Below are 14,688 nucleotides of genomic sequence, written 5' to 3' on the forward strand. Positions count from 1 at the left end.
GGAAGGACTACTCGGTCCCTCCGAAGCTATGAGCGTCACATGAACGGCCCCTGTTCAACGCGTGACCACCACCCGAACGCAGCACGCCGCACCCCCGCCCGGCCGCAGGGCGGCCGTTCTACGCGTCGACGTCCGCCATGAAACCCAGCATCCGGGCGTTGACCACGTCGGGGTGGTCGATCTGCGGTCCGTGGCCCGTCGCCGCGATGATCTCGGCGCGGGCCCCGGGGATCAGGCGCGGTACGCGCTCCAGCTGCCGGCGCGGGTGCACGAGCAGGCTCCGCTTGCCCATGATCAGGTAGAACGGCGTCCGGATCGAACCCAGTTCGGCGTCGGACAGCGGCAGCGGAGCGGGACGGCGTATGCGGAAGGCACGGGCGCCGGCGTGGATCCACTTGCGCAGCTCGGGAACGGCGATGACGGGCTGCTCCAGCCAGGCGGCGAGCCGCGGACGCAGCGCTTCGGGGGCGAAGCTGGCGAAGAGGCTCACGAAGACCCAGGCGAAGAAGCGCAGGCCCACCTTCTCCAGGCCGCCCGGGTCGAGGGCGGTGACCGAGGCGAGCCGCCCGGGCCGCAGGTGCGCCTGGTTGATGACGAGCCAGCCGCCGTAGGAGGAGCCGACGAGGTGGACCCGGTCGAGGCCGAGGGCGTCGAGGGCCTCGTCCATCCACTGGGCGGCGCGCTCGGGTTGCCACATGGGCTCGCGCTGGACGCTGCGCCCGGCGTCACCGGGGGTGTCGAGCGCGTAGACGGGCCGTTCGGCGCTGAGCGCGGGGGTGTTGGGGTACCACATCGCCGAGCAGTAGCCCGCGCCGTGGATCAGGACGATCGGGGTGCGGGACTCGCCGGCCGGGTCCGCGGGGCCGTACTGGTAGACGTGCGTGGTGCCGAAGCTCGTCTCGACGTCCGTCTCGGAGCGGGCGGGTGCGCCCATCGCGTAGACGGCTTCGCAGGCGGCGAAGTACCGGTCGCGCAGCTCGTCGTTGACGTAGCGGCCGACGTCGCGGCGCACGCGGGTCGTGGTCTGGGGCACGGGGCACCTCCGAGGGAGATCCGGTCTTCGTGGTACGACCGTATCATGATGTTGGTACGGCGGTATCATGAAGAGCGCCCGACGGAGGGCGACCCGGACGGAGGGACCCGGGCAGCGGGCGAACCCGCCCACGGCGGAGCTGCCCACGACCGACTGGAAACGACGGACAGAGAGCCGAACACCACACATGCCGAAACGCGTGGACCACGAGGAACGGCGCGCCCAGATCGCCGAGGCGCTCATCCGGGTCGCGGGGCGGCGAGGGCTGCACGCCGTCGGCATGCGCGACGTCGCCGCCGAGGCCGGGGTGTCACTTCGGCTCGTGCAGTACTACTTCGAGACCAAGGAGAAGCTGCTCTTCTACGGGCTGCAGCACCTGACCGACCGTTTCACCGCCCGCGTGAGCGCCCGCCTGCGGGCCGCCGGTCCCGACCCGGGCCCCCGTGCGACCATCGAGGCGCTGCTGCTGGCCTCCCTGCCGACCGACGAGGAGAGCCGGACCTTCCACCTCCTCTACAGCTCCTACTCGATCCTGTCGGTGACCGACGAGGCGCTGGCCGCCCAGCCCTTCATCGACAACCCCGACGCCGCGGAGAACGCCCTGACGGGCCTGCTGGAGCGGGCCCAGGCCGAGGGCCTCGCCGACCCCGCCGCCGACGCCCGCACGGAGGCGGTCAGCCTGCTGGCGATGACGGCGACGATGGGCACCAGCATCCTGGTCGGCCAGCGCACCCCGCAGTCCGCCATCGCGGTCCTCGACCACCACCTGACCCGCATCTTCCGCCCCGCCCCCCACCCCCCGGCCGGCTGACAAGCGGGGCCGGCCGCCCCGACATCGCGCCGGCCACCCGACGCACCGCTCGGCACCGCGCGGGCAGCGACTCGACGTCCCGCTGCTCGGCGGCACACCCCGCTTCAGAGCGTTCGGCCGGCCTGGCCCGTCCCGCGGCCGAGGAAGCGCTCGACCCCCGTCGCCAAGGCCTGCGGACTTCCGTCCGGAGCGAAGTGACCGGCGTCGTCGAAGACCGCGAGCTCGGCGTTCGGATACCACTGCAGCCACGTGGACCGCATGGTGTCGGGGCCCATCGCCGGGTCGCTCGCACCGGCCACCACAAGCACCGGGGTGGTGTTTCCCTCGACCGGCTCGTGGATGTCGGGGCCGCCAGGCAGCCGTCGTCGACCAAGCCAACGACCGTTCCCTCCCGCTGACCGCCGGGGACCGGCGCGCCCTGGCCGGGGTCCCCGCCGACGGGGCCGCCGAGCTCGGTACCTCACGTCGTGCTGCCGCGGTGACCGGCGATGGCGTTCGTCCGGCGCCCAGGAGCCGCCCGGCGAGAGCGGGCGGCCCAGCCCGGCTGGGGCCGGGTGTATGTTCGTGCCCGCGCCGCCGGCGCCCGGGCCGACTGCTCGGGCGAGGTGATCCTCACAAGGGGCGCGGCAACAACCTGACGCCCCATTAGGGAAGTTATGGCACGCGAATGGAACGCGAGCCCCAATAGGTCTAGACAACGAAGAAGGCCCAGGTCTCTGACCTGGGCCTTCTCTCAAGAGCGGATGACGGGAATCGAACCCGCGCTATAAGCTTGGGAAGCTCATGTTCTACCATTAAACTACATCCGCATGCGGTTCCAGTCGTCTGGATCCTTATCGTTGGCCACTCTACCTCATGATCGACCCCCGGTGAATCCGCCGCGGGGTCGTTGTCGTCCGTGGGCGGCAGGAGGGTTCGTGGGGGCGGGAGTTGGGGGGTAGCTTAAGGTTCGGAGCGGCGGCTGGAGTGGGTCTGGGTCATCCCCTAATGTGGCGATTCGTCGCAGTACGGCTCGTTGGGGAAAGGGACTCGATGGAGCACACCGTCGTCCGTTGTGCCGAAGGGCACGTTTTCAGTACCGCCTCCTTCCCGTTGCGGCAGCTCGGTGCCGCCCGGATCGGGCCCGGACGGTTGCTGCGGTGCCCGCGGTGTGCGCGGCTGAGGCACGCCGTGCCGGTGGGCGGCACGAAGCGGTAGCCGGCGGGGCGTAGCGGCGGGGCGCGCGGGCGCCGCTCTCGATTGGGGGTGGCCCGGGCGCTCTGCGTATCCTCGGGACGTGCTTCTCTCTGACAAAGACATCCGGGCCGAGATCGACAGCGGACGGGTTCGCATCGACCCGTTCGACGAGTCGATGGTGCAGCCCTCCAGCATCGATGTGCGGCTCGACCGGTTCTTCCGGGTCTTCGAGAACCACCGCTACGCCCACATCGACCCCGCCACCGAGCAGCCGGACCTGACGCGGATGGTCGAGCCCGAGGGGGACGAGGCGTTCATCCTCCACCCCGGCGAGTTCGTCCTCGCCTCGACCTACGAGGTCATCTCGCTGCCCGAGGACATCGCCTCCCGGCTGGAGGGGAAGTCCAGCCTCGGCCGCCTGGGCCTGGTCACGCACTCGACCGCCGGTTTCATCGACCCGGGCTTCTCGGGCCACGTGACCCTGGAGCTGTCGAACCTCGCCACCCTGCCGATCAAGCTGTGGCCGGGGATGAAGATCGGCCAGCTGTGCATGTTCCGGCTCAGCTCCCCCGCCGAGTTCCCGTACGGCAGCGAGCGGTACGGATCGCGGTACCAGGGCCAGCGGGGCCCGACGGCGTCGCGCTCCTTCCAGAACTTCCACCGCACCCAGGTGAGGCACGAGGCATGAGCGAAGTACGCGAGAACCTGACCTACGACGGGTTCGGGCGCGCCGTGCGCGAGCTGGCGCAGACCATCGCCGACGACGGCTACGAGCCCGACATCATCCTGAGCATCGCCCGCGGCGGGGTCTTCGTCGCCGGCGGGCTGGCGTACGCGCTGGACTGCAAGAACATCCACCTGGTCAACGTGGAGTTCTACACGGGCGTCGGCACGACGCTGGAGATGCCGGTCATGCTGGCACCGGTCCCCGAGGCGATCGACTTCACCGCCAAGAAGGTGCTGATCGCCGACGACGTCGCCGACACCGGCAAGACGCTCAAGCTGGTGCACGACTTCTGCCTGGGGACGGTGGCGGAGGTCCGGTCGGCCGTCATCTACGAGAAGTCGCACTCGCTCGTGAAGTGCGAGTACGTGTGGAAGAAGACCGACGAGTGGATCAACTTCCCGTGGTCGGTCGAGCCGCCCGTGGTCAAGCGCGAGGGCCAGGTCCTCGACGCCTGACGACGGCGGAGGACATGCGGAAGGGGACGGGCTCGAGCATGGCGCCGGTCCCCTTCGTCATGTGTGGAGGGCTCAGATCGTCCCGAGCTTGATGATCGACAGCAGTGCGACCAGCTGGATCGCGGACGCGCCGAGCGCCTTCGGCCAGGGCAGGTCGTGCGACTTGCTCATCAGCGAGGTGAAGAGCGCGCCGGCCGCGAGCCAGGTGGCCCAGCCCAGGACCTGGACGACCATGTTGTCGCCGCCGAGGAAGATCGCGAACAGCAGGCGGGGCGCGTCCGTGATGGACATGACCAGCATCGACAGGCCCACGGTCGGCTGCCACGCGCCGTCGCCGCCCAGCTGGCGGGCGAGGGTGTGGGTGACGCCGCCCAGGATCAGGCCGCAGATGACGAAGGCGGCACCGGTGCTGAGGACGATCGGGACGGCCTGGGTGAGGGTGGCCTTGATGGCGTCCTCGCGGGCCTTGTCGAAGCCGAAGACCGCGAGCATGCCGTAGATGAACGTCACGATCAGCGCCGGGCCCCAGACGGGGTAGTCGCGCATCCGGAAGAACGTCGGGCCCGGCCGCATCACGATGCCGCGCAGGAGTTCCTTCCACGGCAGCCGCGGACCGGCCGGACCGGCCGGGGCGGAGCCGGCCTGGTACGTCGCGCCCTGGTAGGGCGCGGCCTGGCCGTACGGGTCCTCGCCGATCGAGAAGGCCTGGGTGTAGCCGGGGTTGTCGGCGTACGAGGCCTCGTGCGGGGGCTGCTGGTACGCCTGGGGGTGCGGTTGACCGTAGGGGTCGAAGTACTCGGGCTCGCCGTGGTCCCCGGCGCCGGCGGTGGCCTGCTGGGGCCACTGCTGCTGCGGTGGGGGACCGGCGGGCGGGTAGGGCTGCCGGCCGTACGGGGCCTGCGGCGCGCCTGGCGCCTGCCGCCCGTACGGCTGCTGCCGCGAGGGTTGTTGCGGTTGCTGCGGGGTGCGGTTGTTGTCCCGGCCGCGTCCGATCCTGAATCCAGCCACGTGATCGAAAGTACCTGGTCCGGCGGGCGGGGGTGGACGGGCGGCCGGAACCGGGGTCCTTTGCGGCTGAGCTGTGACATCCCCTAGGGGGAGCCCCTGGGGGCGCGGTGGCCCTCGGGGGAAAGCCGCAACGGCCGGCCCCCTGGGCGGGGACCGGCCGTTGCGATGCCACTGTCGCGGCGTCTACCCAGGCGTCTGCCTGCGCGTACTTACTTGACGCCCTCGGCCTCGGTCTCGGCCTGGGCGGCGTCGGCCTTGGCGTCGGCACCGGCCGCGGGTGCCTCGGCCTTGGCGTCGCCCTCCGGCTCGGCCTTGGCCTCGGCGGCCTCCGCCTTCGGCTTGGCGTCGGCGGCCTCCGCCTTCGGCTCGGCTTCCGCCGCGGGTTCGGCGACCTTGGCCTCGGTCTCGGCCTGGGCGGCGCCCGCCGCAGGTGCCTCGGCCTTGGCAGGTGCCTCGGCCTTGGCCTCCGCCTTCGGCTCGGCCGCAGGAGCGGCTTCCGCCTTCGGCTCGGCCTTGGCCTCGGGGGCGGCGGCCTCAGCCTTGGTCTCGACGGCCTCTGCCTTGGCGCCGGCCTTCGGCTCGGCTTCCGCCTTGGGCTCCGCGGCCTTGGCTTCGGCCACGGGCGCGGCAGCTTCGGCGGCGGCCTTCGGTTCGGCGTCGGCCGTACCCTTCGCTTCCGCTTCGGCGGCGGCAGCAGCCTCCGCCTTGGCCGCCGCGTTCCCGTCCGCCTCCGCCTTGGCGGCAGCGTCCGCCTCCGCCTTCGCGGCGGCCTTGGCCTCCTCCTCGGCGGCAGCGGCAGCCGCCGCTTCGGCCTCGGCCGCAGCCGCCGCCTCCGCCTCGGCCAGCGCCTCCGCGTCCGGCTCCGGTGCCTTCACCGACTCCAGCAGCAGCTGCGCCACGTCCACCACCTGGACGGACTCCTTGGCCTGGCCGTCGTTCTTCTTGCCGTTCACCGAGTCGGTCAGCATCACCAGGCAGAACGGGCACGCCGTCGACACGATGTCCGGGTTCAGGGACAGGGCCTCGTCGACGCGCTCGTTGTTGATGCGCTTGCCGATCCGCTCCTCCATCCACATCCGCGCGCCACCCGCGCCACAGCAGAAGCCCCGCTCCTTGTGGCGGTGCATCTCCTGCTGCCGCAGCCCCGGCACGGCCGACATGATCTCGCGCGGCGGCGTGTAGACCTTGTTGTGCCGGCCCAGGTAGCAGGGGTCGTGGTACGTGATCAGCCCGTCGACCGGCGTCACCGGCGTCAGCCGGCCCTCGTCGATCAGGTGCTGGAGCAGCTGCGTGTGGTGGATGACCTCGTACTCGCCGCCCAGCTGCGGGTACTCGTTCGCGATGGTGTTGAAGCAGTGCGGGCAGGTCGAGACGATCCGCTTCGCCGACTTCGGCTTCTTCGTCTCCGGGTCCTCGTCGTCCTCGCCGAAGGCCATGTTGAGCATGGCCACGTTCTCCTGCGCCAGCTGCTGGAACAGCGGCTCGTTGCCCAGACGGCGCGGCGAGTCACCGGTGCACTTCTCGTCGCCGCCCATGATCGCGAACTTGACGCCCGCGATGTTCAGCAGCTCCGCGAAGGCCTTCGTGGTCTTCTTCGCCCGGTCCTCCAGCGCGCCGGCGCAGCCGACCCAGTAGAGGTAGTCGAACTCGGAGAGGTCCTCCGCGTCCTTGCCGATGATCGGGACCTCGAAGTCGACCTCCTTGGTCCACTCCACCCGCTGCTTCTTGGCGAGGCCCCAGGGGTTGCCCTTCTTCTCCAGGTTCTTGAGCATCGTGCCCGCCTCCGACGGGAACGCGCTCTCGATCATCACCTGGTAGCGCCGCATGTCGACGATGTGGTCGATGTGCTCGATGTCGACGGGGCACTGCTCGACGCACGCGCCGCACGTGGTGCAGGACCACAGCACGTCGGGGTCGATGACGCCGTTCTCCTCGACCGTGCCGATCAGCGGACGCTCCGCCTCGGCCAGGGCGGAGGCGGGAACGTCCTTCAACTGCTCGGCGGTCGCCTTCTCGTTGCCCTCCATGTCCTTGCCGCCACCCGCGAGCAGGTACGGCGCCTTGGCGTGCGCGTGGTCGCGCAGCGACATGATCAGGAGCTTCGGGGACAGCGGCTTGCCGGTGTTCCAGGCGGGGCACTGCGACTGGCAGCGGCCGCACTCGGTGCAGGTGGAGAAGTCGAGGATGCCCTTCCAGGAGAACTGCTCGACCTGGGAGACGCCGAAGACGTCGTCCTCGCCCGGCTCCTCGAAGTCGATCTCCTTGCCGCCGCTGGTCATCGGCTGGAGCGCGCCCAGCGCGGTCGCGCCGTCCGCGTTCCGCTTGAACCAGATGTTCGGGAAGGCGAGGAAGCGGTGCCAGGCGACACCCATGTTGGTGTTGAGGCCGACCGTGATGGCCCAGGTCATGGTGACGCCGAGCTTGATCATGGCGGTCAGGTAGACCAGGTTCTGCAGGGTGCCGTAGGAGAGGCCCTTGAACGCGAGCACAAGCGGGTACGAGGCCCAGTACGAGGCCTCGTAGTGCCCGACGCCGTGGATCGCGCCCTCAAGCCCGCGAAGGGTCATGATCGCGAGGCCGATGGTGAGGATGACGTACTCGACGAAGTACGCCTGGCCCGCCTTGGAGCCCGCGAAGCGGGACTTGCGGCCCGCCCGCGAGGGCAGGCTCGCCAGGCGGACGCCGATCAGGGTCAGGATGCCGAGGGTCGTGAACAGCGCGATGAACTCGGTGTAGAGCTCGTAGGGCAGCCAACCGCCGATGATCGGAAGCACCCAGTCGGCCTTGAAGAGCTGGCCGTAGGCCGTGACGATCGTCAGGCCGAGCGTCAGGAAGCCCACGGCGACGAACCAGTGGGCGACGCCGATGACGCCCCACCGGTTCATCCGGGTGTGGCCGACGAACTCCTTGGCCAGCGTGAGGCTGCGGGCCGTCGGCTCGTCCGTGCGGCTGCCCGCCGGCACCGGCTGGCCCAGCTTCACGAAGCGGTAGATCTGCGCCACGGCTCGGGCGATGAGCGCGACGCCGATCACGGTCAGGACCAGCGACACGATGATCGCGGCGAGTTGCATGGGACGGCTCCTCGGGCGGGACTTACTAAGCGGTAACTTATTGAGTCAAGGCTTGAGGTTACCCAGTTCCCGCGCCGCAATGTAGGTGGGCGTGCGGTGATCTGTGTCGCTCAGGCTGCCCTCTGTCGGCAGGCCGCCCGAGGGGTCCGGGCGAGGATCGCCAGATCCATCCCCAGCCAGTGACTCTCCACATAGTGCCGGTCCAGCAGGGCCATCTCTTCCCAGGGCAGGTCGGAGCGGGCGCTCACTTGCCACAATCCGGTCATACCGGGCCGCACGAGCAGCCTATCGGCCCTGTCCACGTCCGCTCCGGGTCGCGGGCCGACCAGTGACATCTCGCCCCGCAGCACATTGAGCAGCTGCGGCATCGCGTCCAGGGCGCACCGCTCGACGAGCGCGCCCGCCCGCCCGGCGTCCTCCGTCCGCAGCCGCCAGGTCCGAAACGCCCGCCCGCCGAGCCCGGCCGCCGGCTCCCGTACGAGGACGCCCGCGCCCCGCGTCCCGCGCCGCCGGGCCCCGGCCGCGTACAGCACCGCGCCGGCCGCGAGCAGCGGGACCGCGAAGACGAGCGACAGCAGCAGCGCGCCGCAGAGGTCGAGCACCCGCTTCGCCGAGAGGTCGGGCCGCGGGAGCGGCCGGGCGGGACGCCGGAGCGCGGAGAGCGTGAGGGGCGGCAGCGGCATGCACGCACCGTGCCGCACGGCCGCCCCGCGCCCCGGGGGGCGCGCTGTGGGCGTCGCCCGCTCGGCCCCGCCGCGGGGCGCGAAGAGCGGCGGTTGAGCGTAAGGCTGGCGTAAGAGTTGAGTCGAGTCGGCTCACCTCTGTTGACGCGGGGTGGGGAGTTCGTGCATCGTTGAGTCTGTTCCACTCAAGTCAGCTGGAGGAATCAAAATGGCACGTGCGGTCGGCATCGACCTGGGCACCACTAACTCCGTCGTCAGCGTTCTGGAAGGCGGCGAGCCCACCGTCATCACCAACGCCGAGGGCGCCAGGACCACGCCGTCCGTCGTCGCCTTCGCCAAGAACGGCGAGGTCCTCGTCGGCGAGGTCGCCAAGCGCCAGGCGGTCACGAACGTGGACCGTACGATCCGCTCGGTCAAGCGCCACATGGGCACTGACTGGAAGATCAACCTGGACGGCAAGGACTTCAACCCGCAGCAGATGAGCGCCTTCATCCTGCAGAAGCTGAAGCGCGACGCCGAGGCGTACCTGGGCGAGAAGGTCACGGACGCGGTCATCACCGTCCCGGCCTACTTCAACGACTCCGAGCGTCAGGCGACGAAGGAGGCCGGCGAGATCGCGGGCCTGAACGTCCTGCGCATCGTCAACGAGCCCACGGCCGCCGCCCTGGCCTACGGTCTCGACAAGGACGACCAGACCATTCTCGTCTTCGACCTCGGCGGCGGCACCTTCGACGTGTCCCTCCTGGAGATCGGTGACGGCGTCGTCGAGGTGAAGGCCACCAACGGTGACAACCACCTCGGTGGTGACGACTGGGACCAGCGCGTCGTCGACTACCTGGTGAAGCAGTTCCAGAACGGCCACGGCGTCGACCTGTCCAAGGACAAGATGGCGCTCCAGCGTCTGCGCGAGGCCGCCGAGAAGGCGAAGATCGAGCTGTCCTCCTCCACGGAGACCACGATCAACCTGCCCTACATCACGGCTTCCGCCGAGGGCCCGCTGCACCTGGACGAGAAGCTCACCCGCGCCCAGTTCCAGCAGCTGACCGCGGACCTGCTCGACCGCTGCAAGACCCCGTTCCACAACGTCATCAAGGACGCCGGCATCCAGCTGTCCGAGATCGACCACGTGGTCCTGGTCGGCGGCTCCACCCGCATGCCGGCCGTCGCCGAGCTCGTCAAGGAGCTCACCGGCGGTCAGGACGCCAACAAGGGCGTCAACCCGGACGAGGTCGTCGCCATCGGCGCGACCCTCCAGGCCGGTGTGCTCAAGGGTGAGGTCAAGGACGTCCTGCTCCTCGACGTGACCCCGCTGTCCCTCGGCATCGAGACCAAGGGCGGCATCATGACCAAGCTCATCGAGCGCAACACGACCATCCCGACCAAGCGGTCGGAGATCTTCACGACGGCCGAGGACAACCAGCCGTCGGTGCAGATCCAGGTCTACCAGGGCGAGCGCGAGATCGCGGCGTACAACAAGAAGCTCGGCATGTTCGAGCTGACCGGTCTGCCGCCGGCCCCGCGCGGCGTCCCGCAGATCGAGGTCTCCTTCGACATCGACGCCAACGGCATCATGCACGTCACGGCCAAGGACCTCGGCACGGGCAAGGAGCAGAAGATGACCGTCACCGGCGGCTCTTCGCTCGGCAAGGACGAGGTCGACCGCATGCGCCAGGAGGCGGAGCAGTACGCGGACGAGGACCTGCGCCGCAAGGAGGCCGCGGAGACGCGCAACCAGGCCGAGCAGCTCGTCTACCAGACGGAGAAGTTCGTCAAGGACAACGAGGACAAGGTCCCGGCCGACGTCAAGACCGAGGTCGAGGCCGCCGTCGCGGAGCTCAAGGAGAAGCTCAAGGGCGACTCCGCCGAGGGCGACAACACCGCTGAGATCCGTACGGCCACGGAGAAGGTCGCCGCGGTCAGCCAGAAGCTCGGCCAGGCGATCTACGCCGACGCCCAGGCGGCCCAGGCCGCCGGCGGCGCGGCCGACGCCGGCCAGGCCAAGGCCGACGACGACGTGGTCGACGCCGAGATCGTGGACGACGAGAAGCCGAAGGGTGGCGCTGCCTGATGTCGGAGGAGACCAAGGGTTTCGACGAGGAGCCCGAAGTCCCCACCGGCGCCGGCGCGGACGACGCGGCAGCCGAGCCGAAGGCCGCCGACTCCTCCAAGGAGGACGAGGCGGCCCCGGCCGGGGACGCAGCAGCCGAGGCCCTCGGCAAGGAGAGCGCCCTCCTGGCGCAGCTGGACCAGGCCCGCACCGCGCTGGGTGAGCGCACCGCGGACCTCCAGCGGCTCCAGGCGGAGTACCAGAACTACCGCCGGCGGGTGGAGCGGGACCGGATCGCCGTCAAGGAGATCGCGGTCGCGTCCCTCCTGACGGAACTGCTCCCGACCCTGGACGACATCGGCCGGGCGCGGGAGCACGGCGAGCTGGTCGGCGGGTTCAAGTCGGTGGCCGAATCGCTGGAGACGGCCGCCGCCAAGATGGGGCTGCAGCAGTTCGGCAAGGAGGGCGAGCCCTTCGATCCGACGGTCCACGAGGCCCTGATGCACTCGTACGCGCCGGACGTCACCGAGACGACCTGCGTGGCGATCCTGCAGCCGGGCTACCGGATCGGCGAGCGCACCATCCGTCCCGCCCGGGTCGCGGTGGCCGAGCCCCAGCCGGGCGCGGCGCCCGCCGCGAAGTCCGAGTCCGCGGACGGCGACACGCCGTCTGACAAGGACACGGATGCCGCGGACAAGGGCTGACGTCGAACATGTAGGTGTACGAGAGGAGGGCCACCGAGGATGAGCACGAAGGACTTCGTCGAGAAGGACTACTACAAGGTCCTCGGTGTCCCCAAGGACGCCACCGAGGCAGAGATCAAGAAGGCGTACCGGAAGCTCGCCCGCGAGTTCCACCCGGACGCCAACAAGGGCGACGCCTCGGCCGAGGAGCGCTTCAAGGAGATCTCCGAGGCGAACGACATCCTCGGGGACGCGAAGAAGCGCAAGGAGTACGACGAGGCCCGCGCACTGTTCGGGAACGGCGGCTTCCGCCCCGGTCCCGGCGGTGCCGGCGGCTCGTTCAACTTCGACCTCGGTGACCTCTTCGGCGGCGCGCAGCCGGGCGGCGCGGGCGGCGGCTTCGGCGGCGGCCTCGGGGACGTCTTCGGCGGCCTGTTCAACCGCGGCGGCGCGGGCCCCGGTGCGGGAACCCGCACCCAGCCCCGCCGCGGCCAGGACATCGAGTCGGAGGTCACCCTCTCCTTCACGGAGGCGGTGGACGGGGCCACGGTCCCGCTGCGGATGTCCTCGCAGGCGCCCTGCAAGGCCTGTTCGGGCACCGGCGACAAGAACGGCACCCCCCGGGTGTGCCCGACCTGCGTCGGTACCGGCCAGGTTTCGCGGGGCAGCGGCGGCGGCTTCTCGCTGACCGACCCCTGCGCGGACTGCAAGGGCCGCGGCCTGATCGCCGAGACCCCCTGCGACGTCTGCAAGGGCAGCGGCCGGGCCCGCAGCTCCCGCACCATGCAGGTGCGGATCCCGGCGGGCGTCTCGGACGGCCAGCGGATCCGGCTGCGCGGCAAGGGCGCCCCGGGCGAGCGCGGCGGTCCCGCCGGCGACCTGTACGTGGTCGTTCATGTCGGCAGTCACCCCGTGTTCGGCCGCAAGGACGACAACCTGACGGTGACCGTTCCGGTGACGTTCGCGGAGGCGGCACTCGGCGCCGAGATCAAGGTGCCGACGCTGAACGGTCCTTCGGTCACGCTGAAACTGCCGCCGGGCACGCCGGGCGGCCGTACGATGCGCGCCCGGGGCAAGGGCGCGGTCCGCAAGGACGGCACCCGCGGCGACCTGCTGGTGACGATCGAGGTGGCCGTTCCGGCGGAGCTGTCGGACAAGGCCCGCGAGGCGCTGGAGATGTACCGCGACGCGACCGGGTCCGAGGACCCGCGTGCCGCGCTGTTCGAGTCCGCGAAGGGAGCATGAGATGGACGGCCGCCGCAGGAACCCGTACCAACTGACCGATGAGACACCGGTCTACGTGATCTCGGTGGCCGCCCAGCTCTCGGGCCTGCATCCGCAGACCCTGCGCCAGTACGACCGCCTCGGCCTGGTCTCACCCGACCGGACGGCCGGGCGCGGGCGTCGATATTCGGCCAGGGACATCGAATTGCTGCGCACCGTGCAGGCGCTGTCCCAGGACGAGGGCATCAACCTGGCGGGTATCAAGCGGATCATCGAACTGGAGAACCAGGTCGCCGCGCTCCAGCAGCGCGTGGCCGAGCTGTCCAGCGCCGTGGACGGCGCGGCCGCCGCCCTGCGGGCCAGGGAGGCCCAGGTCCACGCCTCGTACCGGCGCGACCTGGTCCCGTACCAGCCGCCGCAGCCGGGCAACGCGCTGGTCGTCTGGCGCCCCAAGCGCCCGAAGGACTGACGCCCCCGCGCGCCCGCCGCACGGCAACGGGGAAGGCCCCGCCCGGATGGTTCCGGGCGGGGCCTTCGTGCTGCGCGGCGTCAGTCGTGGCCCGCGGGCAGGGGCGGGGACGCGCTGTGCAGGATGCCCGACTGGGCGATGAGGAAGCCGAGTTGGGCGCGGCTGCCGCTGCCCAGGGTGGTGGCCAGCTTCGCGATGTGCGCGCGGCAGGTGCGTACGTTCATCCCCAGCCGGCGTGCGATCGCCTCGTCCACGTGCCCCTCTATGAGCAGCTGGGCTATGGAGCGCTGCACGCCGGAGATACCATCCGGCGTGTGCGTGTACGTCACCTCGTCGCCCAACGGCACGGCTCGGCGCCAGAGTTGCTCGAAGACCTTGATGAGGTAGTCGACCAGCCCCGGATGCCGCAGCTCCAGGGCCACCCGGCGGTCGTCGCTCGCGGGGATGAAGGCCACGGTGCGGTCGAAGATCATGAGGCGCTCGATCAGCTCTTCGAGCGTGCGGATCTCCACCTTCCCCGTGGAGATGCGGTCCACGTAGGCGAGCGTGCCCTGGCTGTGCCGCACCGTGTGCTGGTAGAGCGTGCGGATGCTCACGCCGCGGTCTATCAGCGGCGCGGCGCGCTCCAGGGCCTCGCTGAGGATGAACGTGGGTCTGGCGCCGCCCGGCTGGACGGTCAGGGCCTCGGTGTGGCACTCGGCGGTGGCCAGGTCCAGGGCGGCGTTGATCTGGTCGATACCCTCCAGCACCGTGATGGCGTGGGTGTTGGCGGGGCTCTGCGCGCTGATGGCGAGGAACGGCTCGAATGCATCGGTGAGATCTACAGCGGTGCGCCTGCGGTCCTGGATCTCGCGTTCGATGGGGTGGAGCCGCTGGGCGAGTGCGACGGACGGGGGAACCGCGCGGAGCTGGTTCGCGTCATCGGGGTCGGGTCTCAGTAGAGCGAATTCGAGCAGGCAGGGGGCGTTCCTGACCTCACCGCGGGCGACGCGGCCGCTGCTGAGCGCGGCCGCGTAAAGCCGTGCTCCCTCGGCGCACATCGCCGTGACGGGGTGGGGATGTGTCGGGTTTGTCTCGCTTCTTGTCAAATCTCCACCCCCCAGGGTCCTGAACATGTAAGAACATGATGCATCGTCCCTGTGGCACTGACGTGCCTGAATGAGCCATCGTCTGTCACTGCGGGGGAGAGGATTCCATCAAGTGAGGACGAAGCCGACCATGTATAAGAGAATGCTTCGCTCGGCGCTTGCCGTTGTTTTCTCCGCCGTTGCGGTCTTCGGGGCAGTCGTCGCCGTCAACGG

Annotated in this window: 12 protein-coding genes, 1 tRNA gene and 1 pseudogene; 7 read left to right on the top strand and 7 right to left on the bottom strand. The window is 70.3% G+C overall.

What is annotated here, in order from left to right:
- Positions 1-118 precede the first annotated feature (118 nt).
- Complete coding sequence (locus tag ACIA6C_RS20655) at positions 119-1,033, bottom strand: alpha/beta fold hydrolase (protein WP_399277753.1); 915 nt, start codon at positions 1,031-1,033, stop codon at positions 119-121.
- 187 nt (positions 1,034-1,220) lie between these two features.
- On the opposite strand from ACIA6C_RS20655, the gene ACIA6C_RS20660 reads away from it, so the two are divergent.
- A complete protein-coding gene (locus tag ACIA6C_RS20660) occupies positions 1,221-1,844 on the top strand; it encodes a TetR/AcrR family transcriptional regulator (protein WP_361130469.1) in 624 nt (207 codons plus the stop codon).
- A gap of 104 nt (positions 1,845-1,948) precedes the next feature.
- On the opposite strand, the gene ACIA6C_RS20665 is transcribed toward ACIA6C_RS20660, so the two are convergent.
- Positions 1,949-2,152: an alpha/beta fold hydrolase gene (locus ACIA6C_RS20665; RefSeq protein WP_399277755.1), complete on the bottom strand. Its 204-nt coding sequence runs from the start codon at positions 2,150-2,152 to the stop codon at positions 1,949-1,951.
- A gap of 430 nt (positions 2,153-2,582) precedes the next feature.
- A tRNA-Gly gene (locus ACIA6C_RS20670) sits at positions 2,583-2,653 on the bottom strand.
- 467 nt (positions 2,654-3,120) lie between these two features.
- Between ACIA6C_RS20670 and dcd the strand changes: the two genes are divergently transcribed.
- Together dcd and ACIA6C_RS20680 are read left to right on the top strand one after the other, a co-directional pair.
- Complete coding sequence (dcd, locus tag ACIA6C_RS20675) at positions 3,121-3,708, top strand: dCTP deaminase (protein ID WP_125603638.1); 588 nt, start codon at positions 3,121-3,123, stop codon at positions 3,706-3,708.
- The gene (locus ACIA6C_RS20680; protein ID WP_366082846.1) at positions 3,705-4,202 is read left to right on the top strand and encodes a phosphoribosyltransferase; all 498 of its coding nucleotides are present in this window, start codon (positions 3,705-3,707) and stop codon (positions 4,200-4,202) included. The genes dcd and ACIA6C_RS20680 overlap by 4 nt, the downstream gene beginning before the upstream one ends.
- Positions 4,203-4,274: 72 nt before the next feature.
- Here the strand turns inward: ACIA6C_RS20680 and ACIA6C_RS20685 are convergent, their stop codons facing one another.
- The 3 genes and pseudogenes from ACIA6C_RS20685 to ACIA6C_RS20695 form a co-directional block, all read right to left on the bottom strand.
- Entirely contained in the window at positions 4,275-5,210 is a 936-nt protein-coding gene (locus ACIA6C_RS20685) for a Yip1 family protein (RefSeq protein WP_399277758.1), read from the bottom strand.
- An 806-nt stretch (positions 5,211-6,016) separates the two neighbouring features.
- Positions 6,017-8,281: pseudogene (locus ACIA6C_RS20690) on the bottom strand ((Fe-S)-binding protein); the annotation flags it as partial.
- A 110-nt stretch (positions 8,282-8,391) separates the two neighbouring features.
- A complete protein-coding gene (locus ACIA6C_RS20695; RefSeq protein WP_399277760.1) occupies positions 8,392-8,964 on the bottom strand; it encodes a sugar transferase in 573 nt (190 codons plus the stop codon).
- A 208-nt stretch (positions 8,965-9,172) separates the two neighbouring features.
- Here ACIA6C_RS20695 and dnaK point away from each other — a divergent pair, with 208 nt between their 5' ends.
- Genes dnaK through ACIA6C_RS20715 form a run of 4 tightly spaced genes read left to right on the top strand, consistent with a single transcriptional unit; the run spans position 9,173 to position 13,387 of the window.
- A complete protein-coding gene (gene dnaK / locus ACIA6C_RS20700; protein WP_361130409.1) occupies positions 9,173-11,032 on the top strand; it encodes a molecular chaperone DnaK in 1,860 nt (619 codons plus the stop codon).
- Positions 11,032-11,715, top strand: a complete 684-nt coding sequence (grpE, locus tag ACIA6C_RS20705) for a nucleotide exchange factor GrpE (RefSeq protein WP_366081548.1) — start codon at positions 11,032-11,034, stop codon at positions 11,713-11,715. Before dnaK ends, grpE begins: the two co-directional genes overlap by 1 nt.
- Before the next feature lie 39 nt (positions 11,716-11,754).
- Entirely contained in the window at positions 11,755-12,939 is a 1,185-nt protein-coding gene (dnaJ, locus tag ACIA6C_RS20710; protein WP_399277762.1) for a molecular chaperone DnaJ, read from the top strand.
- Between the two features lies 1 nt (position 12,940).
- Positions 12,941-13,387 carry a heat shock protein transcriptional repressor HspR gene (locus tag ACIA6C_RS20715; protein WP_361130400.1) on the top strand — a complete coding sequence of 149 codons (447 nt, stop codon included), beginning with the start codon at positions 12,941-12,943 and terminating at the stop codon, positions 13,385-13,387.
- A gap of 80 nt (positions 13,388-13,467) precedes the next feature.
- Here the strand turns inward: ACIA6C_RS20715 and ACIA6C_RS20720 are convergent, their stop codons facing one another.
- A complete protein-coding gene (locus ACIA6C_RS20720; protein ID WP_366081551.1) occupies positions 13,468-14,502 on the bottom strand; it encodes a helix-turn-helix transcriptional regulator in 1,035 nt (344 codons plus the stop codon).
- Between the last annotated feature and the right edge of the window lie 186 nt (positions 14,503-14,688).

The organism is Streptomyces sp. NPDC051578 (genome assembly GCF_044454045.1).
Taxonomy (GTDB): domain Bacteria; phylum Actinomycetota; class Actinomycetes; order Streptomycetales; family Streptomycetaceae; genus Streptomyces.

Bases quoted from the DNA above. Each gene is read 5' to 3' on its own strand.
- grpE (WP_366081548.1), top strand. From the start codon at position 11,032: ATGTCGGAGGAGACCAAGGGTTTCGACGAGGAGCCCGAAGTCCCCACC.
- ACIA6C_RS20680 (WP_366082846.1), top strand. From the start codon at position 3,705: ATGAGCGAAGTACGCGAGAACCTGACCTACGACGGGTTCGGGCGCGCC.
- dnaJ (WP_399277762.1), top strand. From the start codon at position 11,755: ATGAGCACGAAGGACTTCGTCGAGAAGGACTACTACAAGGTCCTCGGT.
- ACIA6C_RS20720 (WP_366081551.1), bottom strand. From the start codon at position 14,502: ATGTTCAGGACCCTGGGGGGTGGAGATTTGACAAGAAGCGAGACAAAC.
- ACIA6C_RS20695 (WP_399277760.1), bottom strand. From the start codon at position 8,964: ATGCCGCTGCCGCCCCTCACGCTCTCCGCGCTCCGGCGTCCCGCCCGG.
- dnaK (WP_361130409.1), top strand. From the start codon at position 9,173: ATGGCACGTGCGGTCGGCATCGACCTGGGCACCACTAACTCCGTCGTC.
- ACIA6C_RS20715 (WP_361130400.1), top strand. From the start codon at position 12,941: ATGGACGGCCGCCGCAGGAACCCGTACCAACTGACCGATGAGACACCG.
- ACIA6C_RS20660 (WP_361130469.1), top strand. From the start codon at position 1,221: ATGCCGAAACGCGTGGACCACGAGGAACGGCGCGCCCAGATCGCCGAG.